At 62.7% G+C, this 26,185-nt stretch carries 27 protein-coding genes; 19 read left to right on the forward strand and 8 right to left on the reverse strand.

All coding sequences use genetic code 11. The features are described 5' to 3' along the window. The first annotated feature begins 136 nt into the window (after positions 1–136). The 3 genes from rfaD (at position 137) to cysM (ending at position 2,747) form a co-directional block, all read left to right on the forward strand. A complete protein-coding gene (gene rfaD / locus B0G82_RS10915) occupies positions 137–1,129 on the forward strand; it encodes an ADP-glyceromanno-heptose 6-epimerase (RefSeq protein ID WP_121307370.1) in 993 nt (330 codons plus the stop codon). 77 nt (positions 1,130–1,206) lie between these two features. Continuing rightward, the gene (locus B0G82_RS10920) at positions 1,207–1,572 is read left to right on the forward strand and encodes a helix-hairpin-helix domain-containing protein (RefSeq protein ID WP_121307371.1); all 366 of its coding nucleotides are present in this window, start codon (positions 1,207–1,209) and stop codon (positions 1,570–1,572) included. Positions 1,573–1,844: 272 nt separating this feature from the next. Further along, positions 1,845–2,747: a cysteine synthase CysM gene (cysM, locus tag B0G82_RS10925; protein ID WP_106283257.1), complete on the forward strand. Its 903-nt coding sequence runs from the start codon at positions 1,845–1,847 to the stop codon at positions 2,745–2,747. Positions 2,748–2,852: 105 nt separating this feature from the next. Here the strand turns inward: cysM and mltB are convergent, their stop codons facing one another. Further along, on the reverse strand, positions 2,853–4,001 hold the full coding sequence (mltB, locus tag B0G82_RS10930) for a lytic murein transglycosylase B (RefSeq protein WP_241974522.1): 1,149 nt from the start codon (positions 3,999–4,001) through the stop codon (positions 2,853–2,855). Between the two features lie 294 nt (positions 4,002–4,295). Here mltB and B0G82_RS10935 point away from each other — a divergent pair, with 294 nt between their 5' ends. After that, the gene (locus B0G82_RS10935; RefSeq protein ID WP_121307372.1) at positions 4,296–5,219 is read left to right on the forward strand and encodes a histone deacetylase family protein; all 924 of its coding nucleotides are present in this window, start codon (positions 4,296–4,298) and stop codon (positions 5,217–5,219) included. Positions 5,220–5,267: 48 nt separating this feature from the next. Beyond that, on the forward strand, positions 5,268–6,068 hold the full coding sequence (locus tag B0G82_RS10940) for an enoyl-CoA hydratase (protein ID WP_121307373.1): 801 nt from the start codon (positions 5,268–5,270) through the stop codon (positions 6,066–6,068). Between the two features lie 28 nt (positions 6,069–6,096). Here B0G82_RS10940 and B0G82_RS10945 read toward each other — a convergent pair whose 3' ends face one another. Continuing rightward, entirely contained in the window at positions 6,097–7,014 is a 918-nt protein-coding gene (locus B0G82_RS10945) for an alpha/beta hydrolase (protein ID WP_121307374.1), read from the reverse strand. Between the two features lie 239 nt (positions 7,015–7,253). Between B0G82_RS10945 and B0G82_RS10950 the strand changes: the two genes are divergently transcribed. The 6 genes from B0G82_RS10950 to B0G82_RS10975 all read left to right on the forward strand — a co-directional run bounded on the left by B0G82_RS10950 (position 7,254) and on the right by B0G82_RS10975 (position 13,593). Beyond that, the gene (locus B0G82_RS10950) at positions 7,254–8,288 is read left to right on the forward strand and encodes a methionine ABC transporter ATP-binding protein (protein ID WP_012433961.1); all 1,035 of its coding nucleotides are present in this window, start codon (positions 7,254–7,256) and stop codon (positions 8,286–8,288) included. Further along, the gene (locus B0G82_RS10955; RefSeq protein ID WP_121307375.1) at positions 8,278–8,931 is read left to right on the forward strand and encodes a methionine ABC transporter permease; all 654 of its coding nucleotides are present in this window, start codon (positions 8,278–8,280) and stop codon (positions 8,929–8,931) included. The genes B0G82_RS10950 and B0G82_RS10955 overlap by 11 nt, the downstream gene beginning before the upstream one ends. 34 nt (positions 8,932–8,965) lie before the next feature. Next, positions 8,966–9,763 carry a MetQ/NlpA family ABC transporter substrate-binding protein gene (locus B0G82_RS10960; protein WP_116139615.1) on the forward strand — a complete coding sequence of 266 codons (798 nt, stop codon included), beginning with the start codon at positions 8,966–8,968 and terminating at the stop codon, positions 9,761–9,763. 237 nt (positions 9,764–10,000) lie between these two features. Continuing rightward, positions 10,001–10,750: an electron transfer flavoprotein subunit beta/FixA family protein gene (locus B0G82_RS10965; protein WP_116118019.1), complete on the forward strand. Its 750-nt coding sequence runs from the start codon at positions 10,001–10,003 to the stop codon at positions 10,748–10,750. Positions 10,751–10,764: 14 nt separating this feature from the next. Then, the gene (locus B0G82_RS10970) at positions 10,765–11,700 is read left to right on the forward strand and encodes an FAD-binding protein (protein WP_116118018.1); all 936 of its coding nucleotides are present in this window, start codon (positions 10,765–10,767) and stop codon (positions 11,698–11,700) included. A 102-nt stretch (positions 11,701–11,802) separates the two neighbouring features. Further along, positions 11,803–13,593, forward strand: a complete 1,791-nt coding sequence (locus B0G82_RS10975; RefSeq protein ID WP_121307376.1) for an acyl-CoA dehydrogenase — start codon at positions 11,803–11,805, stop codon at positions 13,591–13,593. Positions 13,594–13,717: 124 nt separating this feature from the next. On the opposite strand, the gene B0G82_RS10980 is transcribed toward B0G82_RS10975, so the two are convergent. Continuing rightward, on the reverse strand, positions 13,718–15,004 hold the full coding sequence (locus B0G82_RS10980; protein WP_121307377.1) for a D-amino acid dehydrogenase: 1,287 nt from the start codon (positions 15,002–15,004) through the stop codon (positions 13,718–13,720). Positions 15,005–15,171: 167 nt separating this feature from the next. On the opposite strand from B0G82_RS10980, the gene B0G82_RS10985 reads away from it, so the two are divergent. Next, entirely contained in the window at positions 15,172–15,660 is a 489-nt protein-coding gene (locus B0G82_RS10985; RefSeq protein WP_106283820.1) for an Lrp/AsnC ligand binding domain-containing protein, read from the forward strand. A gap of 106 nt (positions 15,661–15,766) precedes the next feature. After that, positions 15,767–16,912: a PA0069 family radical SAM protein gene (locus B0G82_RS10990; RefSeq protein ID WP_121307378.1), complete on the forward strand. Its 1,146-nt coding sequence runs from the start codon at positions 15,767–15,769 to the stop codon at positions 16,910–16,912. A gap of 16 nt (positions 16,913–16,928) precedes the next feature. Here the strand turns inward: B0G82_RS10990 and B0G82_RS10995 are convergent, their stop codons facing one another. Together B0G82_RS10995 and B0G82_RS11000 are read right to left on the reverse strand one after the other, a co-directional pair. Continuing rightward, positions 16,929–17,396 carry an NINE protein gene (locus B0G82_RS10995; protein ID WP_116148289.1) on the reverse strand — a complete coding sequence of 156 codons (468 nt, stop codon included), beginning with the start codon at positions 17,394–17,396 and terminating at the stop codon, positions 16,929–16,931. 311 nt (positions 17,397–17,707) lie between these two features. Next, positions 17,708–18,892 carry a PQQ-dependent sugar dehydrogenase gene (locus B0G82_RS11000; RefSeq protein WP_121307379.1) on the reverse strand — a complete coding sequence of 395 codons (1,185 nt, stop codon included), beginning with the start codon at positions 18,890–18,892 and terminating at the stop codon, positions 17,708–17,710. A gap of 172 nt (positions 18,893–19,064) precedes the next feature. On the opposite strand from B0G82_RS11000, the gene rpsP reads away from it, so the two are divergent. The 6 genes from rpsP (at position 19,065) to B0G82_RS11030 (ending at position 23,363) form a co-directional block, all read left to right on the forward strand. Further along, positions 19,065–19,319: a 30S ribosomal protein S16 gene (rpsP, locus tag B0G82_RS11005; RefSeq protein ID WP_007180912.1), complete on the forward strand. Its 255-nt coding sequence runs from the start codon at positions 19,065–19,067 to the stop codon at positions 19,317–19,319. Between the two features lie 120 nt (positions 19,320–19,439). Continuing rightward, entirely contained in the window at positions 19,440–20,168 is a 729-nt protein-coding gene (gene rimM, locus B0G82_RS11010; protein WP_116139628.1) for a ribosome maturation factor RimM, read from the forward strand. 25 nt (positions 20,169–20,193) lie between these two features. Then, a complete protein-coding gene (gene trmD, locus B0G82_RS11015) occupies positions 20,194–20,961 on the forward strand; it encodes a tRNA (guanosine(37)-N1)-methyltransferase TrmD (RefSeq protein WP_106283810.1) in 768 nt (255 codons plus the stop codon). Positions 20,962–21,106: 145 nt separating this feature from the next. Beyond that, positions 21,107–21,496, forward strand: a complete 390-nt coding sequence (gene rplS, locus B0G82_RS11020; protein ID WP_106283809.1) for a 50S ribosomal protein L19 — start codon at positions 21,107–21,109, stop codon at positions 21,494–21,496. A 92-nt stretch (positions 21,497–21,588) separates the two neighbouring features. Next, the gene (locus tag B0G82_RS11025; protein ID WP_121307380.1) at positions 21,589–22,311 is read left to right on the forward strand and encodes a CoA pyrophosphatase; all 723 of its coding nucleotides are present in this window, start codon (positions 21,589–21,591) and stop codon (positions 22,309–22,311) included. 113 nt (positions 22,312–22,424) lie between these two features. Further along, the gene (locus B0G82_RS11030) at positions 22,425–23,363 is read left to right on the forward strand and encodes a CobD/CbiB family protein (RefSeq protein ID WP_106283807.1); all 939 of its coding nucleotides are present in this window, start codon (positions 22,425–22,427) and stop codon (positions 23,361–23,363) included. Between the two features lie 196 nt (positions 23,364–23,559). On the opposite strand, the gene B0G82_RS11035 is transcribed toward B0G82_RS11030, so the two are convergent. The 3 genes from B0G82_RS11035 to B0G82_RS11045 are packed head-to-tail and all read right to left on the reverse strand — an operon-like array spanning position 23,560 to position 26,088. Next, complete coding sequence (locus B0G82_RS11035; protein WP_121307381.1) at positions 23,560–23,880, reverse strand: DUF2007 domain-containing protein; 321 nt, start codon at positions 23,878–23,880, stop codon at positions 23,560–23,562. A 1-nt stretch (position 23,881) separates the two neighbouring features. Next, positions 23,882–24,832 (reverse strand): ribosome small subunit-dependent GTPase A, encoded by a 951-nt coding sequence (gene rsgA / locus B0G82_RS11040; RefSeq protein WP_106283805.1) that lies wholly within the window; start codon positions 24,830–24,832, stop codon positions 23,882–23,884. After that, complete coding sequence (locus B0G82_RS11045) at positions 24,829–26,088, reverse strand: M48 family metallopeptidase (RefSeq protein ID WP_121307382.1); 1,260 nt, start codon at positions 26,086–26,088, stop codon at positions 24,829–24,831. The genes rsgA and B0G82_RS11045 overlap by 4 nt, the downstream gene beginning before the upstream one ends. Positions 26,089–26,185: the final 97 nt, after the last annotated feature.

Here is a 26,185-nt window from a genome sequence, read left to right on the forward strand (position 1 = left end):
CCGGGTCCCTCGCTGTCCTTCTGTGAATGGCGTGCAAATGGGATCCGGGCGGCGTCGACTGAACCTGTCGATCGGAGCGAGCGCCACGCGCTGACTCCGATCCAATGCCAAGCTCACTACCGCAGGATCATCAATCATGACCCTCATCGTCACCGGCGCGGCCGGTTTTATCGGCAGCAATCTCGTGAAGGCGCTCAACGAGCGCGGTGAACAACGCATCATCGCCGTGGACAATCTCACGCGGGCGGACAAGTTCAAGAACCTCGTGGACTGCGAGATCGACGACTACCTCGACAAGACCGAATTCGTCGAACGCTTCAAGCGTGGCGACTTCGGCAAGGTGCGCGCGATTTTCCACGAAGGCGCCTGTTCGGATACGATGGAAACCGACGGCCGCTACATGATGGACAACAACTTCCGCTACAGCCGCGACGTGCTCGATGTCTGCCTCGCGCAGAACATCCAGTTCCTGTATGCGTCCTCGGCGGCAACGTACGGCGGCTCGAGCCGTTTCGTCGAAGAGCGCGAAGTCGAACAGCCGCTGAACGTGTACGGCTATTCGAAGTTCCTGTTCGACCAGGTGATCCGCCGCGTGCTGCCCACGGCGAAGAGCCAGATTGCCGGCTTCCGTTACTTCAATGTCTACGGGCCGCGCGAAACGCATAAGGCGCGCATGGCGTCGGTAGCGTTTCACAACTTCAACCAGTTCCGCGCCGAGGGCAAAGTCAAGCTGTTCGGCGAATATAACGGCTATGCGGCGGGCGAGCAGACGCGCGATTTTGTCTCAGTGGAAGACGTGGTGAAGGTCAACCTGTTCTTCTTCGACAATCCGGACAAGTCGGGCATCTTCAACCTGGGCAGCGGCCGCGCGCAACCGTTCAACGACATCGCCAGCACGGTGGTCAACACGCTGCGCTCGCTGAACAACCAACCGGCGCTGTCGCTCGCGGATCAGGTGCAGCGTGGGCTGATCGAATACATTCCGTTCCCCGACGCGTTGCGCGGCAAGTACCAGTGCTTCACGCAGGCGGATCAGTCGAAACTGCGCGCGGCCGGCTACGACGCGCCGTTCCTGAGCGTGCAGGAAGGTGTCGACCGTTACGTGCGTTGGCTATTCGGCCAGGTGTAAATAATTCGGATCCCTCTTTAAACTGGAATCTCCCGGTTGGTGATGGTCGCCAACCGGTTGTACGAGGGAGATTCCATATGTTTCGAAAAATTCTGGTTACCGCGGCCATGCTCGCCGCTTTTGGCCACGCTTATGCGGCGGTCGACGTCAACACGGCTAATGAGGATGCGTTGCGCGGCATCAAGGGCATCGGTCCTGCCAAGGCGAAAGCCATTCTCGAAGAGCGTGCAGCGCATGGTCCGTTCAAGGATCCGGCCGACCTCGGCAAGCGCGTCAAAGGCATGGGCGGGCATACCGTCGAGCGCCTGCAGGCGGAGGGTCTCGCTGTCGGTCCGGCTGGCGCGGCTGCTAACCCGCAGGCTGCGGCGGCTGCACAGACCAAAGGCGCGGCCGTTCCGGCCGCCACGCCGAAGAGCAACGCCACGGTGGCAGTGAAGAAATAGCCTGACGCGGACTCCGCGCGTGGGTTTCGTGACCCGCGCGCGGAGCCTGCTCCTTCGTTTCCCCTTCATGGTCGGAGTTGGCAATAAAGCTCCTTCAGCTGTCATGCAGATGACTGGCTCCCGCGGTACTCAGCCGCGGGCTTTTTGCGTTGCGGGCGCTCCCGCACGGGCGCCTGCATCCATGCGGGCAGAAGGGCCGCACGGCAGCCGCGGGCACGGTGGTTTAGAATCGAACGATTGAAGACTCCGCGCATCGACAGCTCCAGACCGATATGGCTTACAAAACGATTGAAGACACGATCGGCAACACGCCGCTCGTACAACTCGTCCGGCTTCCCGACGACGAGATCCGCAGCCGCAATAATGTGATTCTTGCGAAGCTCGAGGGTAACAACCCGGCGGGTTCGGTGAAGGATCGCCCCGCGTTGTCGATGATCAAGAAAGCGGAAGCGCGCGGGCGCATCAAACCGGGCGACACGCTGATCGAATCGACCAGCGGCAATACGGGCATCGCGCTCGCCATGGCGGCCGCGGTCCGTGGCTACAAGATGGTCTTGATCATGCCGGAAGATCTGTCGGTGGAACGACGTCAGAGCATGGCCGCATATGGTGCGCAGATCGTGCTCACGCCGGTCACGGGCGGTATGGAGTACGCGCGCGATCTGGCCGAGCAGATGCAGCGCGAAGGCAAGGGCATCATCCTCGATCAGTTCGCCAACCCGGACAATCCGGCCTCGCACGTCGAAGGCACGGGTCCGGAAATCTGGCGCGATACGGAAGGGCGCATTACCCACTTCGTGTCGTCGATGGGCACGACCGGCACGATCATGGGCGTGTCCACGTATCTGAAAGAACAGAATCAGGCCATCGAGATCATTGGCGCGCAACCCGAAGAAGGTTCGCGTATTCCGGGCATCCGCAAATGGCCCGAAGCTTATCTGCCGAAAATCTTCGATCGCAGCCGCGTGGACCGCGTCGAGAACGTGAGCCAGGCCGCTGCGGAAGCGATGGCGCGCCGCATGGCGTCGGTGGAAGGGATTTTTGCCGGCATCTCGTCGGGCGGTGCGTGCGAAGTCGCGCTGCGCGTCGCGCGGCAGGTCGAGAACGCGACGATCGTGTTCATCGTTTGCGATCGCGGTGATCGCTACCTGTCGACGGGTGTGTTTCCCGCGTAAGCGCGTCGCTCAAAGTCTCGCTCGCCAACGAAAAGCGCCGGTTCGAGACCGGCGCTTTTTTTCATCTCGTCGACCCGCCAGGCGCACCCGGCGACCGCATGGAAATTATTGCGAAGCCGCAGCCGGCGGCGCCGCGTTATTGCCCGCGTTCGTCGCGTCGCCGGCTTCCATCTGCGCCTTCACCCGCTGACCCAGCTGGTACACCGCTAGCGCATAAAAGAAGCTGCGGTTATAGCGCGTCAACACGTAGAAGTTCTTCAGGCCCAGCATGAACTCGGTTCCGCGTCCCGGTGAGGGCAGGTCCACCACGGTCACCGGCGTGCCGGCTTCCGACGCCACATCCACACCCGGTTCGTTCAGCAGCAAGCCGGCGCGCAGCAATTGATCGAGCGGCCAGTGCGGTTCCGGTTGACCGTCCGCGGCTGCTTGCGCGACGCCCAGGCTGCCGGCGTCCGAGCCGATCTTCCACACGACCGGCCGGCCGTTTTCCCAGCCGTTCTGACGCAGATAATTCGCCACGCTGCCGATCGCGTCCGCCTGGCTCGTGCGCAGATCGATCTGCTTGTTGCCGTCGTAGCTCACCGCGTATTGCACGATGCTGCTCGGCAGGAACTGCGGAATGCCGATCGCGCCGGTATAGGAGCCGAGCACCGTGGTCGGATCGATCTGCGAGTCGCGCGTCCACACCAGGTAGTCTTCGAGGTTCTTGCGGAAGGTCGCCTGGCGATCCGCGCGATTGGCCGTGCTCGGATAGTCGAAGCTGAGCGTGGTCAGCGCATCGAGCACGCGGAAGTTGCCCATGAAGCGCCCATAGATCGTCTCGACACCGATGATGCCGACGATCACTTCCGGCGGCACGCCGAACTCTTCATAGGCGCGTTGCAGCGTGGCCTGGTTCGCGCGCCAGAAGCGCACGCCGGCATTGATGCGGACCTGGTCGAGGAAGCGCGACTGATACACGCGCCAGTTCTTGACCGACGGCGAGGGCGACGGCGTCACGAGCTTGACTGCGGTGGCCGAATAACTGACGCGGGCAAACAGCGAATGCAACGAGGCTTCGTCGAAGTCGTAACGCGCGACCATGTCGTTGATGAACGCATTGACGTCGGCATTGTTCGCGTAGCGCTGCGGGATGATCTCTTCTTCAAACGTTTGCCCTTGCGGCACGGCGGGTTGCGGCTGGCCTTGCGCGAGCAGCACCGGCGGTTTCTTGCCGGCGCTTTGCGCGCTCGCCGGACTGGTTGCCATGAACATGCACGATGCGACGGACAGTGCGGCGGCCATGGTTCTGATACGTAGCCGGTTTCGTGCAGACAGAGCAAGCTTGACGGTCATAGTGAGCTAAAGGCGCGTGGCGCAGGAGACAAGGGAAAGACGGGGAAAAACCGATCGGGGCAGTATACCCGACGCCTCCGGCAAAACTGTGCCTGACGCGTCACAGCCGCATCGTGTGGTAACTTGATGAATGTTGGCGCGCCGAGGGCGCGCGCCCCTGGATGGAGACATGCCGCGCGCGCCTCGAAGGCGTGACGCCGCAGAAAGAGAAACATGGCAACAGGCTTCTATTCCCACGCCGACTGTCTGCTGCACGACATGGGGCAATGGCATCCCGAATGCCCCGCGCGTCTGCAGGCAATCGAAGATCAATTGATCGCGAGCCGCATCGACTCGCTGATCGAACGCGAGTCGCCGCCGCTCGCCGACGATGCCGCGCTGCTGCGCGTGCATACGCAAGCTCACGTCGACTATATCCGCAGCCGCTCTCCCGTCGAAGGAACCGCCGAAATCGATCCCGATACGACGATGAACCCGCATAGTTTGCAAGCCGCGTTGCGTGCGGCGGGCGCCGCAGTCGCCGCGACCGATGCGGTGATCGAAGGCCGTTACGACAACGCTTTCTGCAGCATTCGGCCACCCGGCCACCACGCGGAACCGGCGCGTGCCATGGGCTTCTGTTTCTTCAACAACGTCGCGATCGCCGCGCGTCATGCGCTCGAAGTGCACGGCCTCGCGCGCGTCGCCATCATCGACTTCGACGTGCATCACGGCAACGGCACCGAAGCTGCTTTTTCGGGCGACTCGCGCGTGCTGATGTGCAGCATCTTCCAGCATCCGTTTTACCCGTTCACCGGTGCCGACAATCAGGCGCCGAACATGTGCAACGTGCCGATGCCGGCGCGCTCGAAAGGCATGGCGGTGCGCGAAGCGGTGGACCTGCTGTGGTTGCCGCGCCTGCATGAGTTCAAGCCGGAGATGCTGTTCATCTCGGCGGGCTTCGACGCGCATCGCGAGGACGACCTCGGCAACATGGGTCTCGTCGAGGACGATTACGCCTGGATCACCGATCAGATGCGCGAGATCGCGAAGCGTTATGCGCACGGACGGATCGTCAGCTGTCTCGAAGGCGGCTACAACCTGTCCGCGCTCGGGCGCAGCGTAGTCGCGCACGTGCGCTCGCTGGCGGGGATCTGAGGCGCCAGGCCGCGGCGCCATCCACTCAAAACGCATTAGGACCGAGCCATGAATGCCGATGCGGACAACGCTTCACTGATCGAGATCGAACACGGCGCGTACGGCGTGCCGGGCGTCGTGCGTGTGACGATGAACCGGCCCGATGCCTTCAACGCGCTCTCAGACGCTTTGCTCGACGAGCTTCAGACGGCATTGAGCGAAATCGCGCGGTCGGACGCTCGGGTGGTCGTGATCGCCGGCGCGGGCCGGGCGTTCTGCGCGGGGCATGATCTGAAGGAAATGCGCGCGGCGCCGTCGCTGGCTTACTACCAGGCGCTGTTCGCCCGCTGCACGAAGCTCATGATGACGATCCAGCGCTTGCCGCAACCGGTGATCGCGCGGGTGCAGGGCATTGCCACCGCGGCCGGCTGTCAACTCGTCGCGATGTGCGATCTGGCGGTCGCCGCCGACACGGCGCGGTTTGCCGTTTCGGGTGTGAACCTCGGCCTCTTCTGCGCGACGCCTTCCGTGCCGTTGTCGCGCAACCTGTCGCGCAAGGCAGCGCTTGAAATGCTGCTCACCGGCGATTTCATCGATGCCGCCGCGGCAAAGCAGCAAGGTCTCGTCAACCGCGTGGTTCCAACGGATGCACTCGACGCGGAAATCGCGCGGCTCGCCACCAGCATTTGCGCGAAACCGGTCGAAGCCGTGAGCGCCGGCAAAGGCCTCTTCTATCGTCAGTTGGAAATGGGTATCGAGGCGGCTTACCAACTCGCCGGCCAGACCATGGCCTGCAACATGATGGACGAGTCGGCGCTCGAAGGCGTGCAGGCTTTCATCGACAAACGGCCGCCCGACTGGAAGTCGTGACGCCGGCTAGCCACGCGCGACTCAGGCTCTATCGGATCACCAGCCGTTTTTCAATCCACTCGATCAAGGCGCCGATCACCCGATCGCGGTCGAGGTCGTTCATCGTCTCGTGATAGCTGCCTTCGTGCAGCGTGAGGGTTTTGTCCGGCGAGCCTGCATGCTGGCCGAATTCGCGGCTGCCTGCGGGTTCGGTGAGCTTGTCGGCGGTGCCGTGATAGACCAGCAGCGGTACCCGTAAGCCCGCGCGGCCGCGTTCGATGCGCGCCATCGCCAGCAGAAGTTCCGCGCCGGTGCGCGCGGGAATCGCGCCGTGATGCACGAGCGGATCGTTGCGATTGGCGTTCACCACGGGCTGAAGGCGTGAGAGCAAAGCGGCGTCGATTTTCATCGCCGGGAAACTTGGATAGAGACGGCTGATCACCTGGCTCAGCTTGAGCATCCAGCGCGGCACGTCGCGGCCGGGTGCGAGCGCCGGGCTCGACAGGATCAGCCCATTCAGGCGCCGGCCGCTCGCGTCGAGGCGTTCGATCGCATACAGCGCGGCCACAGCGCCGCCCATGCTGTGGCCCATCAGGAAGAGCGGAGCGCAGCTTGGCGCGGCGGCGTCGAGCAAAGCTTGCGCGTCGAGCAGATAGTCGTCGAACCGCTTCACATAGGCGCGCTTGCCGGGCGCGTGGCCGTGGCCGCGCAGATCGATCGCCACCAGTTCGATGCCGGCCGCGTTCAGCCGCGCAGCGAGCGCTGCGTAGCGGCCGGCGTGCTCGGCGAGACCGTGCAGCAGGGCGACTATGGCGCGCGGTGGCACGGTGGCCGCCCAGCGGTACAGCGGCAAGTCGACGCCGTCGGAGGTCGTCACCGAGGCGCGCTGCGGTTCGCCGGCGTTGCCGTTGCCGCTGCGCTTGCCCACGCCGGGCCGCACATTGCTGCTTTGGGATGATGTCTGCATAACCGCCGCTTATCCTGTTCTGGTCCGCCCGATCATAGTCGCAGCGACTATGCGGGCGCGAGGGTCTTGCACTGAGCATGCCTCTAATGCCCACAGGTTATGAAAAGATCGTAATTGATTATTAAAGGGAATGACGACGCTGCGGTAGAATTGCGGGCTCAAATCCCAATAAAAGCAACGGCGGCCGCTTGCCGGGAGCACACAACGCTCGCCGGCAGCCTCCGCCGTTTCGTTTTTCCATGATCGAAATACGCAATATCTCCCAGCGGTTCGCCGGGCCCCGGGGCTGGGTCGAGGCGCTGCACAACGTCAATCTGTCGATTCCGGCGGGCGAGGTGTTCGGCATCATCGGCCGCAGCGGCGCGGGCAAGAGTACGCTCGTGCGCACCCTGAACCTGCTGACGCGCCCGAGCGAAGGCAATATCGTCGTCAACGGCCGCGATCTGACGACGCTGCCCGCCGCGCAATTGCGCGAGGCGCGCCGCGAGATCGGCATGATCTTCCAGCACTTCAATTTGCTGTCTTCGCGCACGGTCTACGAGAACGTCGCGCTGCCGCTCGAACTCGCCGGCATGAAGCGCGACGAAATCGAAGCGAACGTGCTGCCGCTGCTCGAACTGGTCGGCCTGTCGGCACAGAAAGACCGCTATCCGGCGCAGATCAGCGGCGGCCAAAAACAGCGCGTCGGCATCGCGCGCGCTCTGGCCAGCAAGCCCAAGGTGCTGCTCTCCGACGAAGCGACCTCCGCGCTCGATCCAGAAACCACGCGCGCGATTCTCGACCTGCTCAAGCGCATCAACCGCGAACTGAACCTGACCATCGTGCTGATCACGCACCAGATGGACGTGATCAAGCAGGTCTGCGACCGCGTCGCCGTGCTGGATGCCGGCCGTGTGGTCGAAGAGGGCAAGGTCATCGACGTGTTCCTGCAGCCGCATCACGAAGTCACGCGCGCGTTGATCGGCGACGTGATCGCGCAGGAATTGCCGCCCGCCATGAAGGCGCGCGTGGCGGAACGCCTGAAGACCGGCAGCGGCCACTTGCTGCGGCTCGCCTTCACCGGCTCAGGTGTCGATCAACCGATTCTCTCCGAAACGATTCGCCGCTACGAACTCGATTTCAACATCCTGCACGGCCAGATCGACGAGATCCAGGGGCAGGCGTTCGGCTCGCTCGCGGTGCTCGCGGGCGGCGAACCGGCGAAGGTGGCGCAGGCGCTGACGTATCTGCGTGAACAGGGCGTGGTGGTGGAGGAGCTCTCGTATGTTGAGTGAAATGTTCGATATGTTCGTCCAGTCGTTCTGGGAAACGCTCGTCATGGTGGGCATTTCCGGACTGGTCGGCGCTTTGGTGGGTTTGCCTCTCGGCGTGCTGCTGTATCTGACGGATCGCCAGGGCGTGTTGCAGAACATCGCCGTGAATCGCGTGATGGGCGTAGTCGTCAATGCGGTGCGCTCGACGCCGTTCATCATTTTGCTGGTTGCGGTGATTCCGTTCACGCGTCTCGTGGTCGGTTCGTCGATCGGTACGGCGGCCGCCGTCGTGCCGCTGACGATCGCCGCCGCGCCGTTCATCGCGCGTCTGGTCGAGACGGCGCTGCGCGAAGTGGATCGCGGTCTGATCGAAGCGGCTCAGGCGATGGGCGCGACCACCAGCCAGATCGTTTTCAAGGTGTTGCTGCCGGAATCGCTGCCGGGCGTGGTCGCCGGCTTGACGATCACCTTCGTCTCGCTGGTCGGCTATTCGGCGATGGCGGGCGCGATCGGCGGCGGCGGTCTCGGCGATCTCGGCATTCGCTACGGGTATCAGCGTTTCCTGCCGGAAGTGATGTTGACGGTCGTGGTGATTCTGATCGTCTTCGTGCAGTTGGTGCAGTCGTTCGGGGATTGGCTCGTGCGTTGTTTGAGCCATAAGTAAAACAACAAAGTCGACAGGTTTGGAAAGGTCCATCATGCAACGTCGTTTCATTCTTAAGCTGGCTGCCGCGCTCGGTGCCGCATCGCTCGTCGCCGCCAACGCGGCTTACGCCGAAGACACGATCAAGGTCGGCGTGACCGGCGGTCCGCACGCACAGATCATGGAAGTCGTGAAGACGGTCGCGGCGAAGAACGGTCTGAACATCAAGATCGTCGAATTCTCCGACTACGTGCAGCCGAACGCGGCGCTCGCCGGCGGCGATCTGGACGCAAACAGCTACCAGCACGACCCGTATCTGCAGGCGCAGGTGAAGGACCGCGGCTACAAGCTGATCCGTATCGCGGACACGGTCACGTATCCGATGGGTATCTATTCGAAGAAAGTGAAGACGCTCGCCGAACTGCAGCCGGGCGCGAAGATCGCGGTGCCGAACGATCCGACCAACGGCGGCCGCGCGCTGCTGTTGCTGCAAAAGCAGGGTCTGCTGAAGCTGCGCGCCGACGCGGGCCTGAAGGCGACGCCGCTCGACATCGTCGACAACCCGAAGAAGCTGAAGATCGTCGAACTCGATGCCGCACAGATTCCGCGCTCGCTGAACGACGTGGACGCGGCTGCGATCAACACGAACTTCGCGATGGAAGCGGGTCTGAAGCCCAAGCAGGACGCCATCGCGATTGAAGACCCCAAGGGTCCTTACGTGAACGTCATCGCAATCCGCGAGGCAGATAAGAACAAGCCGTGGGTCGCCAAGCTGGTCGCGGCGTATCATTCGCCGGAAGTGAAGCAGTTCGTCGAAAGCAAATTCGGCGGGTCGGTCATCACCGCCTGGTGAGACGGCGGCCTGCAGAGCAAGCAGAACACGACGGCAATGCAAATTTAGAGTCGTAGGGCTTAACCCGGGGTTGTCGCCCGGGTTTTTTCGGGATTAAAATAGAACGACCGTTCGATATTGCCGTCACGCCATTGAGGAGCGATATCCTCCTGCTAAAGCACCCGCGACCGGGCTGCGATGAGGGCAGTCGTTATAATGTTCGTTGGGTTGACGTATTCGTAACTTTGGAGCGTGTGCATGAAAATCCTGGTGCCAGTCAAAAGAGTGGTCGATTACAACGTGAAAGTTCGAGTCAAGTCGGACGGCACGGGCGTCGACATCGCGAACGTGAAGATGTCGATGAATCCGTTCGATGAAATCGCGGTTGAAGAAGCCGTGCGTTTGAAGGAAGCGGGCGTGGCGACGGAAGTGATCGCCGTGTCGGCGGGCGTGACGCAATCGCAGGAAACGCTGCGCACGGCGCTGGCGATCGGCGCGGATCGCGCGATCCTGATCGAGTCTTCGCAGGAACTGCAGCCGCTGGCCGTGGCCAAGCTGCTGAAGGCGCTGGTTGACAAGGAGCAGCCTTCGCTGATCATTCTCGGCAAGCAGGCTATCGACGACGATTCGAACCAGACCGGCCAGATGCTCGCCGCGCTGGCTGGTTTGCCGCAAGCCACGTTTGCATCGAAGGTGGTTGTTGCTGACGGCAAGGCGACCGTCTCGCGCGAAGTGGATGGCGGCGCGGAAACGCTGTCGCTGACGCTGCCTGCTGTCGTCACGACCGACCTGCGCCTGAACGAGCCGCGCTACGTCACGCTGCCGAACATCATGAAGGCGAAGAAGAAGCCGCTGGAAGTCCTCAAGCCGGAAGACCTCGGCGTTGATGTCACGCCGCGCCTGAAGACGCTGAAGGTTGTCGAGCCGCCCAAGCGCTCCGCCGGTGTGAAGGTGCCGGATGTGAAGACGCTGGTCGAGAAGCTGAAGACCGAAGCCAAGGTGCTGTGAGGGAGACAGAGCAAATGACGAATCTGGTAATAGCAGAACACGACAACGCATCGATCAAGGCCGCGACGCTGAACACGATCGCAGCGGCCCAGAAGATTGGTGGCGACATTCACGTGCTGGTGGCAGGGCACAACGCGCAAGCCGCGGCGGATGCCGCAGCGAAGATTGCAGGCGTGAGCAAAGTACTGCTGGCCGACGCGCCGCAACTCGAAGCAGGCCTCGCGGAAAACATTGAAGCGACGGTGCTGAACATCGCGAAGGACTATTCGCACATCCTCGCGCCGGCAACCGCCTACGGCAAGAACATCACGCCGCGTATCGCAGCGAAGCTCGACGTCGCACAGATCAGCGATATCACCGCGGTGGATAGCCCGGACACGTTCGAGCGCCCGATCTACGCCGGCAACGCCATCGCAACCGTGCAATCGGCTGACCCGATCAAGGTCATCACGGTCCGCACGACGGGTTTCGATGCAGTCGCAGCTGAAGGCGGTAGCGCAACGGTCGAGAAAATCGAAGCGGCGGCGGACAGCGGTATCTCGTCCTTCGTCAACCGCGAAGTGACGAAGCTGGACCGTCCGGAACTGACGTCGGCGAAGGTCATCGTCTCGGGTGGCCGCGGTTTGGGCAACGGCGAGAACTACACGAAGGTCCTCGAACCGCTGGCGGACAAACTGAATGCCGCACTCGGCGCATCGCGTGCCGCGGTCGACGCGGGCTTCGTACCGAACGACTATCAGGTCGGTCAAACCGGCAAGATCGTCGCGCCGCAGCTGTACATCGCAGTCGGCATCTCGGGCGCGATCCAGCATCTGGCCGGGATGAAAGACAGCAAAGTGATCGTTGCGATCAATAAAGACGAAGAAGCGCCGATCTTCAGCGTCGCCGATTATGGTCTGGTGGGCGATCTGTTCACGCTCGTGCCCGAGCTCGTTAGCGAACTCGGCTAAGCGCCGTAACGCCGCATAAAAGGCGTCTGGCAGCACAGGAAGGGCGCGGGACCGATCGAGTCCAGCGCCCTTTTTTATATCAGAAGCGGGAGGAGAACTGAAATGAGCTATACGGCGCCCATCAAGGACATGCTGTTCGTGATGAAAGAACTGGCCGGTCTCGAAGACATCGCGAGCTTGCCGGGCTTCGAAGACGCGAACCTCGAGACCGCGCAGGCTGTTCTCGAAGAATCGGCGAAACTGTGCGGTAGCGTGCTGGCGCCGCTGAATGTCGAAGGCGATCGCAATCCGAGCAGCTGGAAAGACGGTGTGGTCACCGCGACGCCCGGCTTCAAGGAAGCGTTTCGCCAGTTCGGCGAAGGTGGCTGGCAAGGCGTGCAACATCCCGTCGACTACGAAGGCCAGGGCCTGCCGAAGCTGATCGCGACGCCGTGTGTCGAAATGCTTAACGCGTCGAACCTGTCGTTCGCGCTGTGTCCGTTGTTGACCGACGGCGCGATCGAAGCGCTGCTCACCGCCGGCACCGAAGCGCAAAAACAAACCTATGTGCCCAAGCTGATTTCCGGCGAATGGACCGGCACGATGAACCTGACCGAGCCGCAGGCCGGTTCCGATCTCGCGCTGGTGCGTACGCGCGCCGAGCCGCAGGGCGACGGTTCGTTCAAGCTGTTCGGCACGAAGATTTTCATTACGTGGGGCGAGCACGACATGGCGAAGAACATCGCCCATCTTGTGCTGGCGCGCACACCGAATGCACCGGAAGGCGTGAAAGGCATTTCGCTCTTTATCGTGCCGAAGTTTCTCGTCAACGAAGACGGTTCGCTCGGCGAGCGCAACGACGTGCATTGCGTGTCGATCGAACACAAGCTCGGCATCAAGGCGAGCCCGACCGCGGTGCTGCAATTCGGCGACCACGGCGGCGCGATCGGTCATCTGATCGGCGAGGAGAATCGCGGCCTCGAGTACATGTTCATCATGATGAACGCGGCCCGTTTTGCTGTCGGCATGCAAGGCGTCGGCATTTCGGATCGCGCCTATCAGAAAGCGGTGGCGTACGCGAAAGATCGCGTGCAAAGCCGTCCCGTGGATGGCTCCGCGAAGCAATCAGTGGCGATCATTCAGCACCCCGACGTGCGCCGTATGCTCTCGACCATGCGCGGCCTCACCGAAGCATCGCGCGCGCTGGCTTATGTGGCCGCGGCGCACTGCGACATCGCGCATCGTCATCCCGACGAAGCAACGCGCGCGGAGCATCAGGCGATCTATGAATACCTCGTGCCGATCGTGAAGGGCTGGAGCACGGAGTTGTCGATCGATGTGACGAGCCTCGGCGTGCAGGTACACGGCGGCATGGGCTTTATCGAAGAAACCGGCGCCGCGCAGTACTACCGCGATGCGCGCATTCTGCCGATCTACGAAGGCACGACCGCGATTCAGGCCAACGACCTGATCGGCCGCAAGACCGTTCGCGACGGCGGCAAGGTGGCGAGGTCGCTGCTCGCCGAGGTGGCTGCGACGATCGAAGCACTCGGCGCACAGCAAGGCCCTGCGTTCGACTCGATGAAGAAGTACCTCGCGCAGGGCCATCAATCGCTGGCTGCCGCGGTGGATTTCGTTGTAGCCAATACGAAGGGCGATCCGAACGCGGTGTTCGCCGGCAGCGTGCCGTATCTGAAACTCGCGGGCGTCGTGCTGGGCGGCTGGCAGATGGCGCGCGCGATGCTGGTGGCGGCTCAAAAGCGCGACGAAGACCACTCGTTCTACGGCGCCAAGATCGCGACCGCGCAGTTTTATGCGGAGCATGTGCTGCCGCTGGCGTCGGCGTTCGAGGCGTCGATTGTCAACGCGAAGGGTGGAGAGAGTGTGCTGGCTTTGTCGGAAGATCAGTTCTGACGCGGCTTTTCACTACGCTTGAAAAAACAAACGGCGCCTTGTCAGGCGCCGTTTGTTTTTGTGGCGCTGGTCTGTACGTTCACAAACCAGCGCTACCGTTCTGGCGAAGCGTCGTTGCTAAAACTTAGGCATAAGCCGGGCGATGCGCGGCACCAACCTCGCCGAGATAGCGATGCACCGACAGATCGTCCGCCTTGATGGCCGGTTGCTTGCCCGACATCACGTCGGCGAGCAGTTGGCCTGAACCGCACGACATCGTCCAGCCCAGCGTGCCGTGGCCCGTGTTGAGGAACAGGTTCGGCACGGGAGTGCGGCCGACGATGGGCGTGCCGTCTGGCGTCATCGGGCGCAGACCGGTCCAGAAGGTCGCCTTCGACGTATCGCCGCCGCCCGGGAACAGATCGTTCACGCACAGTTCCAGCGTTTCGCGGCGCGCCTGGCGCAACGATTTGTCGAAGCCGACGATCTCGGCCATGCCGCCCACACGAACCCGGTCGTCGAAACGCGTGATCGCGATCTTGTAGGTTTCGTCGAGCACGGTGGACACCGGCGCCGACGCTTCGTTGACGATCGGCGCGGTAATCGAATAACCCTTGAGCGGATACACCGGAATCTTCACGAGACCGGACAGGAAGCCGGTCGAATACGAGCCCAGCGCGACGACGAACGAATCCGCGCGCACCAGTTCTTCGCCGCACTTCACGCCGGCGATGCGGTCGCCGGCCATTGCGAGTGCGTCGATCGGCGTGTTGTAGCGGAATTTGACGCCCAGTTCCTCAGCCAGCGCGGCGAGGCGCGTGGTGAAAATCTGGCAGTCGCCGGTTTCGTCCCCTGGCAGGCGCAGACCGCCGGTCAGCTTGTGCGACACCGCGGCGAGCGCCGGCTCGGCCCGCGCGAGTTCGGCCGGCGACAGCAGTTCATACGGCACGTTGGCTTCCTGCAGCACGGCGATGTCTTTCGCGGCGCCTTCGAATTGCTGCTGCGTGCGGAACACCTGGAGCGTGCCGCCGGTGCGGCCTTCATATTGAATGCCGGTTTCGGCGCGCAGCGCTTGCAGGCAGTCGCGGCTGTATTCGGCGAGGCGAACCATGCGGCCCTTGTTTACCGCATAGCGCGACGACGTGCAGTTCTGCAGCATCTGCCACATCCATTGCAACTGGAATTGCGTGCCGTCGAGGCGGATTGCCAGCGGCGCGTGTTTCTGGAACATCCACTTCACGGCTTTCAGCGGCACGCCAGGCGCGGCCCACGGCGACGCATAGCCCGGCGAGATCTGGCCGGCGTTGGCGAAACTGGTTTCGAGCGCCGGGCCGGCCTCGCGATCGATCACGGTCACTTCGTGTCCCGCGCGCGCCAGGTAATACGCGCTGGTCACGCCGACGACGCCACTGCCCAAAATGACGACTCGCATAGATGCTCCAGGTATTCAAATGAGGTCTGAGGACGGTGCGCTTGTCGATTCGGTGGAATTCGTTCGATTAACAAGGTGTATCGCGGATCGCCCAGTGTTAACCGCTATACTATTAACAGTCAGGCAGGTTTTGTTATTGTATTTTCAAGATTTTCAGCAAAAACATCATGCGTACACAGCGCCAACCGGTCCGGGCCCTCGACAAACTCGATCGCAAGATCCTGCGGCTGCTGCAGCAGGACGGCCGCATCGCCATGAAGGACCTGGCCGAACAGGTTGGACTGTCGGTCACGCCGTGCATCGAGCGCGTCAAGCGGATGGAGCGCGATGGCGTGATCACCGGCTACCACGCGCGCGTGAATCCGGCGGAGTTGGGCGCGGCGCTGCTGGTGTTCGTCGAGATCACGCTGGATCACAAGAGCGGCAACATGTTCGACCAGTTCCGCCGCGAGGTGCAGAAGATCCCCGAGGTGCTGGAATGCCATTTGGTGTCGGGCGATTTCGACTATCTGATCAAGGCGCGCATCGGCGAAATGGCCGATTACCGGAAACTGCTAGGCGACATCCTGCTGCAACTGCCCGGCGCGGTGCAGTCGAAGAGCTACGTGGTGATGGAGGAGATCAAGGAAACGCTGACGATTCCGGTAGGGGATTGATCCGCGCGACAGCGCTCGGCGGGGCTCGACAAACGGCGTAAACACTGTATATTTGTACAGGTGTTTTGCGCCGTTTTTCCGTTTTGCGTTTTTACGTGTTCCAGCCGTGACCGACTCCGACTCCCACTCCGTCAACGAATTTCCGATCGCGCCGCCCGCGCCTCGCAAAGGCCGTGGCGCGGTGACGAACCTGCAAGGCCGCTACGAAGTCGACCAGCGCGAAGCGGTGGACGACGGCTGGCTGTCGGCGCCGGAAGACGATGACGAACCCAAAGTCTTGCGCACGCAGGTCTTCGAAGAACGGGCCAAGACCATTCTTACGCGCAATGCGTCGCCGGATATTCCGTTCAGCGTGTCGCTGAACCCGTATCGCGGGTGTGAGCACGGCTGCATTTATTGTTTTGCGCGGCCCACGCACGCTTATCTGGGACTGTCGCCGGGCCTCGACTTCGAAAGCCGGATCTACGCCAAGATTAATGCGCCGGAGTTGCTCGAGCGGGAACTGTCGAAGAACTCCTATGTGCCGGAGCCGATCGCGCTGGGCGTCAATACGGACGCCTGGCAACCCGTCGAGCGCGATCTGCGGCTCACGCGCAGGGTGATCGAAGTGCTCAGCGAACGTCAGCATCCGTTTGCGGCGATCACCAAGTCGTCGCTGATCGAACGCGATCTCGATTTGTTGGCGCCCATGGCGGCGCGCGGGCAATTCATGGCGGCCATCACCATCACCACGCTGGACGCCGAGATCGCTCGCACGCTCGAGCCGCGCGCGGCCACGCCGTCGCGGCGCTTGCGCGCCATCCGCACGTTGAGCGAGGCGGGCATTCCGGTCGGCGTCAGCATCGCGCCGGTGATTCCGTTCGTGACCGAACCGGACATGGAGCGCGTGCTGGAGGCCTGCGCGGAAGCCGGCGCGAGCAACGCGAGCTACATCGTGTTGCGTCTGCCGTGGGAAGTTGCGCCGCTATTCAAGGATTGGCTCGCGGCGCACTTTCCAGATCGTGCCGATCGGGTGATGAGTCGCGTGCGGGACATGCGGGGCGGGAAGGACTACGACTCTTCGTTCGCCACGCGCATGAAAGGCGAAGGCTTGTGGGCGGATCTGCTCAAGCAGCGATTCCACAAGGCGGTGCGCCGCCTGGGGTTGAACCGCCGGGACCGCGGCATTCTGGATATGTCGCACTTTCGCCCGGCCGACGTGCCGCGTGCCGATAAGCCGGCACACGACGACCCTCAACTGAATCTTTTCTAGCGCGACGCGCGGCGGATCATTGCGAGAGCGCTTTGGCCGCCTGCACCTGGCTTTCGAAGTACGTCTGGAACGAAATGGCCAGACCCGTCATCAGCAGGAAGGCGCCGATCAGCAGCGAAAAGATCACGATGAAAATGACGGTCCAGCCGGAGCGGCTTTTGCGCTGGGTCTGGGCGTTGAATTGCGCGTCCCACTTTTCGTCCGGACGCAGCCCGTAGACGATCGCGGCGAGAAACGCGGCGATCAGCGAGATCGCGCCGGGAAAGGCCAGCACCCAGCCGAGCGTCGAAGCGCGTTCGCTCGCCACGAGGAGCATGGCTCCCGGAATGCCGATCAGCGTGCCGAGCACGTGTGCCCATCCGTAGATGTCACGCATGCCGTACAGATAGAACCGGTGAGCGCCGAGGCTGCCGAAGAAGAACGCCAGTGCAGCGGTAATCGTCTTGGATCTAAAACGCGGGGAAGTCGAGACAAGGGTGGACATGTAGGCCAGAGCAGAGTGACAGGCGGTCGAAAGGAGCAGCGCGCAGTGCGCGCGGACCGACGCGCATTTTACGCCCGCCATGGGCCGCCGGTCACGTGACGGGTAGTCGCGGCAGGGGCGAAGGCGCTCTCAGCCGCGGGGTGAAGGGTAGGTGGTCGCGGCAGCGGTGCAGCGGGTGATCATGGCAGCTTGGCGAGTGGTGTGACGAACGCGGAACTGGCTGGATCGACGGCGCCGGGTGCCGGCGGTCGATTGACTGGCCAGGCTTCTCGAGCGCACGGCGTTTGACGTTGCTTGACACGCGAAGCGGGCTACGGCGCCGAGTAGGTGACGCGATAGACTGCGCCGGCGTAGTCGTCGCTGATGAGTAGCGAACCGTCGGGCAGTGGCAGCACGTCGGCGGGGCGTCCCCATTCGGTTTCGCCGGATTGCAGCCAGCCTTCGGCAAACACTTCCTGGCGGGCATTGCTGCCATCCGGATTTGTAACCACGTGCACGACGCGATAGCCGACCTTCTTGCTGCGATTCCACGAACCGTGCTCGGCGATAAAAATAGTGTTCCGGTAGGCGGCCGGAAACATCGGGCCGTCGTAAAAGCGCATGCCGAGCGCCGCGACATGCGCACCGAGTTTGACCGCGGGCGGCGTAAACGCGCTGCACGGATGGTCCTTGCCGAACTCGGGATCGGGCGTGTCGCCGCCATGGCAGTACGGAAAGCCGAAATCCATTCCGGCGCGCGTCGCGCGGTTGAGCTTGTCGTCCGGCACGTCGTCGCCAAGCAGGTCGCGGCCGTTGTCGGTGAACCACATTTCATGCGTCAAGGGATGCCACGCGAAGCCAACGGAATTGCGAATGCCACGCGCCACGACTTCGTAGTGACTGCCGTCCGGGTCCATGCGGCCGATCAGCCCGAAACGGTTGCGATCTTTCAGGCAGACGTTGCAGGGCGCGCCTTGCGGCACGTAGAGCTTGCCGTCCGGGCCGAACGCGATGAATTTCCAGCCGTGGTGCGTCTCCGTGGGCAAGGTGTCGATCACGACGGCCGGTTTGGACGGACCGTTCAGGTGAGTATCGATCGCATCGAAGCGTACAATTTTCGACACTGCGGATACATAGAGCGCTCCATCGTGCCACGCTACACCCGCCGGCGTTTCCAGGCCGGAAGCGATTACGTGGCGGGCCGTCACACGTCCGTTCTGCAATTCGAGCGCGTAGACGTGGCCGTCGAGGCTGCCTAGATAGAGAATGCCCTTCGGCGAGAGCGCCATGGCTCGCGCGCTCGGCACGGCATCCGACAAGACCTCGATATGGAAGCCCGGCGGCAGTTTGATCCGGTCCACGGGTAGCGCGGCGAGGCATGGCAGGGCAGTTGCGGCGAGCAACACGGCCGTGCCTATGCGAAGCGCCCGGCTTCGCAAATCGCGCGCCGAGGCGAAGAATCGCGTGGCGATGGTACAGAAAGCGCGCAAAAACACAATTCGCGGCAGGAGTTTCACGGGCGCTCCGTCAGGTAATTCGGGCGTTTCGGCGTGGTTTCGGGCTCCCGCCTGTACGGCCGGCGCAACCCCGTCGTTCAGTTTATCCGGGTAAGTGTTTGTTATGGCGTCGGTTTCCCGCTATAATCGCGTGTTTCAGTCGTTCCGAACCCCGGTTTTCAAGGATTCTAGTATGGTCATCATCCGCTTGGCTCGTGGCGGCTCCAAGAAGCGCCCGTTCTACAACATCGTCGCAACCGATTCGCGTAACCGTCGTGACGGCCGCTTCATCGAGCGCGTTGGCTTCTACAACCCGGTCGCTACGAAGGGCGAGTCCCTCCGTATCGCTCAGGACCGCCTGACGTACTGGCAAGGCGTTGGCGCACAACTGTCGCCGACCGTCGAGCGCCTCGTGAAGGAAGCTGCAAAGGCGCAGCCGGCTGCTTAATGGTAGCTGGCATGCGTATCGTCGTCGGGTCGCGCGATTTGCGTGAGCAGTGCGATGCGCAAGGTGTTTTGCTGAAGCAGGCGTCGAAGCTGGCAGCGAGGTTATCTTCAAGGTGTTTTTATGTCTGAACGTGATTCCGGCAGTTCAGGTCGCGTAAAGGCAGCAGCCCCGCGCGCGAAGACGTCTGGTCAGGCGCCGTTCGGTGCATTCGTCCGCAAGCCGGTCGAAAAAGCCGAAGGCAAGGCGAAAGCCCAAGTTGCAAACGCCGGGTCCGGTGCGGCGGAAATGCGCATGGAAACGGTGGAAAGCTGGCCGGCCGATGCGGTCGAGGTCGGCGCAATCGTCGACGCTTACGGCCTCAAAGGCTGGGTCAAGGTGGCCGCGCACGCGGATGCCGGCCACGGCGGCGATGCGTTGCTGAGCGCGAAGCGCTGGTGGCTGATCAAAGGCCAGGAGCGCAAATCGGCGCCGTCGTTGCAGGCGAAAACGCATAGCGACAGTGTGGTTGCCCATCTGGGCGGCGTCACTGACCGCGATGTGGCGCTGGCACTGCGCGGCTCCCGCGTCTATATCAGCCGCAGCGAATTTCCGGCTCTCGAAGCCGACGAGTTCTACTGGGTCGACCTGCTCGGCCTGGATGTGGTGAACGTTGCCGGGGTCAATCTCGGCAAGGTTGCAGACATGATCGACAACGGTGCGCACTCGGTGTTGCGCATCGAATACCCGGATACCGACAAAAGCGGCAAGCCGGTCACCGGCGAGCGTTTGATCCCGTTCGTCGGCGTCTTTGTCAAAACGGTGGACCAGGCGGCGAAGCAGATCACTGTCGATTGGGAAGCTGATTACTAAATAATTTCGCTGAATGGAGAGAGCGATGCAGTTCGATGTCGTCACGCTCTTTCCTGACATGTTTCGCGCGCTGACCGACTGGGGTATCACCAGCCGTGCCGCGAAGCAGGAACGCTACGGGTTGCGTACGTGGAATCCGCGCGATTTCACAACCGACAACTACCGCACGATTGACGATCGCCCGTACGGCGGCGGCCCCGGCATGGTGATGCTGGCGAAACCGCTGGAAGATGCGATCGGCGCCGCGAAAGCAGCGCAGGCGGAGCAGGGCATCGGCGCGTCGCGCGTTGTGATGATGTCGCCGCAAGGCGCCACGTTGAATCACGACCGCGTCATGCAGTTCGCGGCCGAGCCCGGTTTGATCCTGTTGTGTGGGCGCTATGAAGCGATCGATCAGCGTTTGCTCGACCGTGTGGTCGACGAAGAAGTCAGTCTTGGCGACTTCGTGCTGTCCGGCGGCGAATTGCCGGCCATGGCCTTGATGGACGCCGTGGTGCGTCAGTTGCCCGGCGTGCTCAACGACTCGCAGTCGGCGGTGCAGGATAGTTTTGTCGACGTGCTGCTGGATTGCCCGCATTACACGCGCCCAGAGGAATACAACGGCGTGCGTGTGCCGGATGTGCTGCTCGGCGGCCATCACGCGGAAATCGAGGCGTGGCGCCGGCGTGAAGCCTTGCGCAATACGTTGAACAAACGGCCCGATCTGATCGTGAAGGCCAGAAAGAACAAGATGTTGAGCCGTGCCGACGAGGCATGGCTTGCGAGTCTCGCGAAGGAAGAGTCGAAGGCGTAAAGCCTTGGGTCTTGCAAGCGGACATTAGGCGGCGCCGCGCATGCGTGCACGGTGCCAGATGTGAACCCATCCTCTATCGGGGCCGTAGCCAAGTGTTTTCACGAGGCAGGTACGAACGTCGACAAGATGGACTTAGGAGTCAGTGATGAATCTGATTGCAATTCTCGAGCAGGAAGAAATCGGCCGCGCTCTCGGCGAGAAAACCATCCCCGAATTCGCCCCCGGCGATACGGTGATCGTCAGCGTGAACGTGGTTGAAGGTACGCGTAAGCGTGTTCAGGCTTACGAAGGCGTCGTGATCGCCAAGCGTAACCGTGGTCTGAATTCGTCGTTCATCGTCCGCAAGATTTCGTCGGGCGAAGGCGTCGAGCGTACGTTCCAGACGTACTCGCCGCTGCTGGCAAGCATCGTCGTGAAGCGTCGTGGCGATGTGCGTCGTGCGAAGCTGTACTACCTGCGCGACCGTTCGGGCAAGTCGGCCCGGATCAAGGAAAAGCTGGTTGCGAAGAAAGATCGCAACGCTGCCGAAGCGTAAATGCTGTAAGAAAAAGCACCCCTCGCGGGTGCTTTTTTGTTTGCCAGGTCAAAATAGCGGAATGTCCCTATCCGCTCATTTCGAGAGACCCGTTGACCCGCCCCGTCTTTGAGCCTGAAACCCTGCCTGTCGAAGCGACAGGCGCCGATCTGCCGCCGGTGGCGGCCGACCGTCTCACGCCTGATGGCCTGCGCGCACGCTTCGAGCAACGCCTTCACTGGACCCCCGAGATGGTCGTCGATGCGCCCTGGCGCGATACCCGCGCCGATCCGCGAGTCGCGGCGGTGCTGGTGCCGCTGGCGGTCCGCGAACACGGCCTGACCGTCCTGCTGACTCAGCGCGCCGACCATCTGAACGATCACGCAGGTCAGGTGAGCTTTCCTGGCGGCCGTCATGAACCCTTCGACGCCGACGCCACCGCAACCGCGCTGCGGGAAGCGGAAGAGGAGGTGGGCCTCGATCCCTCGCGTGTGGAAATTCTCGGCGCATTGCCCGACTATCTGACCGGCACCGGTTTTCGCGTGACGCCGGTGATCGGCCTCGTGCATCCGCCGTTCACGGTGAAGGCGGACGCGCTCGAGGTCGCCGAAGTTTTCGAAGTGCCGCTCGCGTTTCTGATGAACCCTGCGCACCACGAAGTGCGCGTGTTCCGCTATGAAGGCGGCGAGCGCCGCTTTTTCGCGATGCCCTATCCGCGCGCCGCATCGGCTGAAGCTGAAGGTGACGAGAGCAGCAGCGAAGTCGGTAGCCACCATTTCATCTGGGGTGCAACGGCCGCCATGCTGCGCAACTTCTATCGCTTCCTCGCGGCATGAGCCGCATGACTTGTGCACTTGTCGGGTGTTTGTCGAGGTCGGCGCTCAGTGGCATCCGACCCTGTGCTATCGTTATAAAACAATCGTAAAACTCGAAAAGCACGGCGCATCGCATGACTTTTTTCTCCGTATTGCTGGCTCTGATCATTGAACAGATACGCGCGTTGTCGCCGAATAACCCGGTGTCCGCGTTGCTTCAGTACCATGCGGAGTCGGCAGCGCACGGATTTGATGCCGGCAAGCCGAAGCATGGCCTGCTCGCCTGGCTCGTGGTGGTGGTGCCGTGGACGCTGGTCGTCGCGCTCGTCTACTACGTGCTGTATCACATTCACTTTGCGCTGGCGTTCCTGTGGAACGTGGCGGTGCTGTACTTCACGCTGGGCTTCCGCCAGTTCAGCCACTATTTCACGGACATCCACCTCGCGTTGAATAACGACGACGTGCCGCGCGCGCGCGAAGTCCTGAGCGAATGGACCGGGCTCGATACCGTCGACATGCCGGTCAGCGAGATCGTGCGTCACACGCTGATTCACGCGGTGGTCGCTTCGCATCGGCATGTGTTCGGGGTGTTCTTCTGGTTTCTGATTCCGGTCGGGCCGGCGGGCGCGGTGCTGTACCGGATTGCCGAGTATCTGGCGCGCACGTGGGCGCGGCCGGTCGACGATCGCACCGTCGCGTTTTCGAGCTTTGCGCAGCGTGCTTTCTTCGTGATCGACTGGGTGCCGGCGCGGCTGACGTCGATGGGTTTTGCGATCGTCGGTAATTTCGAAGACGCGATTTATGCATGGCGCAACCATGCGCGCCAATGGCCGGACGCGAACGACGGCGTGTTGCTGGCGGCAGGTAGCGGTGCGCTGGGCGCCCGTTTGAGCGGGCCGCTGGCTGAGCCGTCAAGCCTCGACGCGCTCGCCACTGGCGACGGCGGCCCGATGCAAGTCGGCGACGACTGCACGCCACGCACGCTGCAATCGGCCGTGGGCCTGGTGTGGCGCGCGGTGGTGCTGTGGATGATTTTGTTGCTGATGCTGACGATTGCGGTGTGGCTGGCTTGACGCCGCCAAGCTGGCGCTACTAACTGTAAAGAAAGTGCAATCCGCTGTCAGTCTGTCGCCCGACCCTACGTTTCTTCGACGCGTAGGGTTTCGCTTTTCAGGCATGGGAAATCAATCGTGTAGGGGGCACCGCCCCCGGCCTTTTCCATCCATGCCGCGGCGCCGTTCGTAATCCGCCGGTCAGCGATAAGCCGCTTCACCCATCCAGCGGATCGCGCGCCGTCCCGCACTGCCAGCAGACCGTAAACTGCGCCTCGAGCGCCTCGCCACACTGACGGCACGTCCATCCAGGCGACCCCGCCGCCGGACCATGCGAAGCCGCGGCGATCAGCCTACGCGCCATCGCCTCGTCGCGCTCATCGACGAGCCAAAGCTCCGGCGAACACTGATCCGCCGGAATATCCCCCAGCGCGCCGTTCAGATAACGATTGTGCAACTCGCAAGCTATGCCGGCAGTGGCCAGCACATTGACCCAATGCTGGCCGATGATCAGATTCGGCGTGCGCATCAGTCTCATGTCAGCGGACGATCTGGCTGGCTTCGTGCACGAGTTGCGCGTACAGCGCATGCCGTTCGCGGCGGATGCGGCCGTCCGCGACCGCTTCGAGAATCGCGCAACCGGGTTCCTGCAAATGATGGCAGTTGTAGAACCGGCAGTTCGGCAACAGCGGCCGGAACTCCGGAAACGCGCGCTCGAGCCGTCCTTCGGTCAAATGGTGCAGACCGAATTCCTGGAAACCCGGCGAGTCGATCAACGCGCCGCCTTCGCCGTCCGCGCTACCCGGCAATGGATAAAGACGCGTGAAGGTCGTCGTATGGCGTCCGCTGTTCAGTGCAGTCGAAATCTCGCGGGTGGCGACTTCGGCATCGGGAATCAGCAGATTCACGAGCGTCGATTTGCCCATGCCGGACTGGCCGAGCAGCAGTGTCGAATGACCCTGCAGATGTTCGATCAACGCGGCTCGCGCGGCTTCAGGCTGTGTCTTGATCGACACCTCCACGACCGTATAACCCAGCGCGCGATACGGCTCGAGCCGCTTGCGCGCTCCTGCGAGTTCAGCGGTGACGTCGGTCTTGTTCAGCACGATGAGCGGCTTCAACTCGTTCGCCTCGGCCGCGACGAGCGCGCGCCCGAGCAGGTCTTCGCTGAAATGCGGTTCGGTGGCCAATACGACCAACAGTTGATCGAGGTTGGCGGCGAACAGCTTCGACTTGTACTGATCCGAGCGATACAGCAGATTGCGCCGTTCGCCGATCTCGACGATCACGCCCTGATCCGCCGAAGCCAACTCGTAAATCACGCGATCGCCGACCGCCACCTCGCTGCGCTTGCCGCGCGGGAAGCATTGGAGCATGGCGCTGCCGTCATCCGGCGCGACCAGATAGTGGCGGCCATGCGCGGCCACCACGAGGCCGCCTACGCGTGCGCTGGACGGCGCGCGCGGCGCTTTCGGGGAGCGGCCGCTCATGCGTGCCGCAGCAGGCGGTCGATCCGCTGCGACGCCGGCGGATGCGAATAGTAGAACGCGGTGTAGAGCGGATCGGGCGTCAGGGTCGACGCGTTGTCTTCGTATAGCTTGACGAGCGCGTTGACCAGGTCTTGCGCGTCGGTCTGCGTCGCGGCGAATGCGTCGGCTTCGAACTCGTGCTTGCGCGAGCTGAGGCTGCCGAGCGGCGTCACGAAGAACAGGAACACCGGCAGCGCGAGGAAGAACAGCACCAACGCGAGGCCGCTATTACCGCCGATCAGCGACGGCCGTACACCCAGTCCTTCATAGAACCACACGCACTGCGTGAGCCAGCCGAGCAGGGCGAGCATCGCGAGACTGATCGCGAAGGTGACGAGCATGCGCTTGATCACGTGACGGCGCTTGAAGTGGCCGAGTTCATGCGCGAGCACGGCTTCGATCTCGCTGCCCGACAGGCGCGCGAGCAGCGTGTCGAAGAACACGATCCGCTTGGCCGCGCCGAAGCCGGTGAAGTAGGCGTTGCCGTGCGCCGAGCGGCGGCTGCCGTCCATCACGAAGAGGCCCTTGGCGGCGAAGCCGCAGCGCTGCATCAGCGCTTCGATGCGGCTCTTCAGTGCTTCGTCCTTGAGCGGTTCGAACTTGTTGAAAAGCGGCGCGATAAACGACGGATACAGCACCAGCACGAGCATCTGGAAGGCGACCCAGACGATCCACGTCCATAGCCACCACAGGCTGCCGGCCTGGTTCATCAGCCACAGCACGACGAACAGCAGCGGCAGGCCGAACGCGGCGCCGAGCAGCACGCCCTTGATCCGGTCGACGAAGAAAATGCCTTTGCTCATGCGGTTGAAGCCGAAGCGCTGTTCGACCACGAACTGCCGGTAGTAATCGAACGGCAGATCGATCACGCTGGTGATCGCGATCACCGCGGCGACCAGTGCGATCTGGCCGATGTAACCGCGGCCGAGCCAGTCGGAGATGCCCAGATCGAGCGCCTGCACACCGCCGAGCAGCGTGAGGCCGATCAGCACGGCTGCGCTAACGACGATCTCGATCATGGTGAGACGCGTGCGCTCGACGGTGTAGTCGGCGGCGCGTTGATGCGCGGTCAGCGCGATGGTGCCGGCGAACTGGCTCGGCACCTGCTCGCGATGGCCGGCCACGAAGCGGATCTGCCGCGACGCGAGCCACAGTTTGGTGCCGACCATCGCCACGACGGCGACGACGAACAGAACGGTGAAGTACAGGGTGGGCATCCGGGGATTCCGTGGTATCTATGCGAGAATTATATGTTTCTTCCCGCCGCGCGGCGGGAACACGCTCAAACCAATCTCAAACGAACAATCGCCGTGG

The sequence above is a fragment of the Paraburkholderia sp. BL17N1 genome (genome assembly GCF_003634175.1).
Classification (GTDB): domain Bacteria; phylum Pseudomonadota; class Gammaproteobacteria; order Burkholderiales; family Burkholderiaceae; genus Paraburkholderia.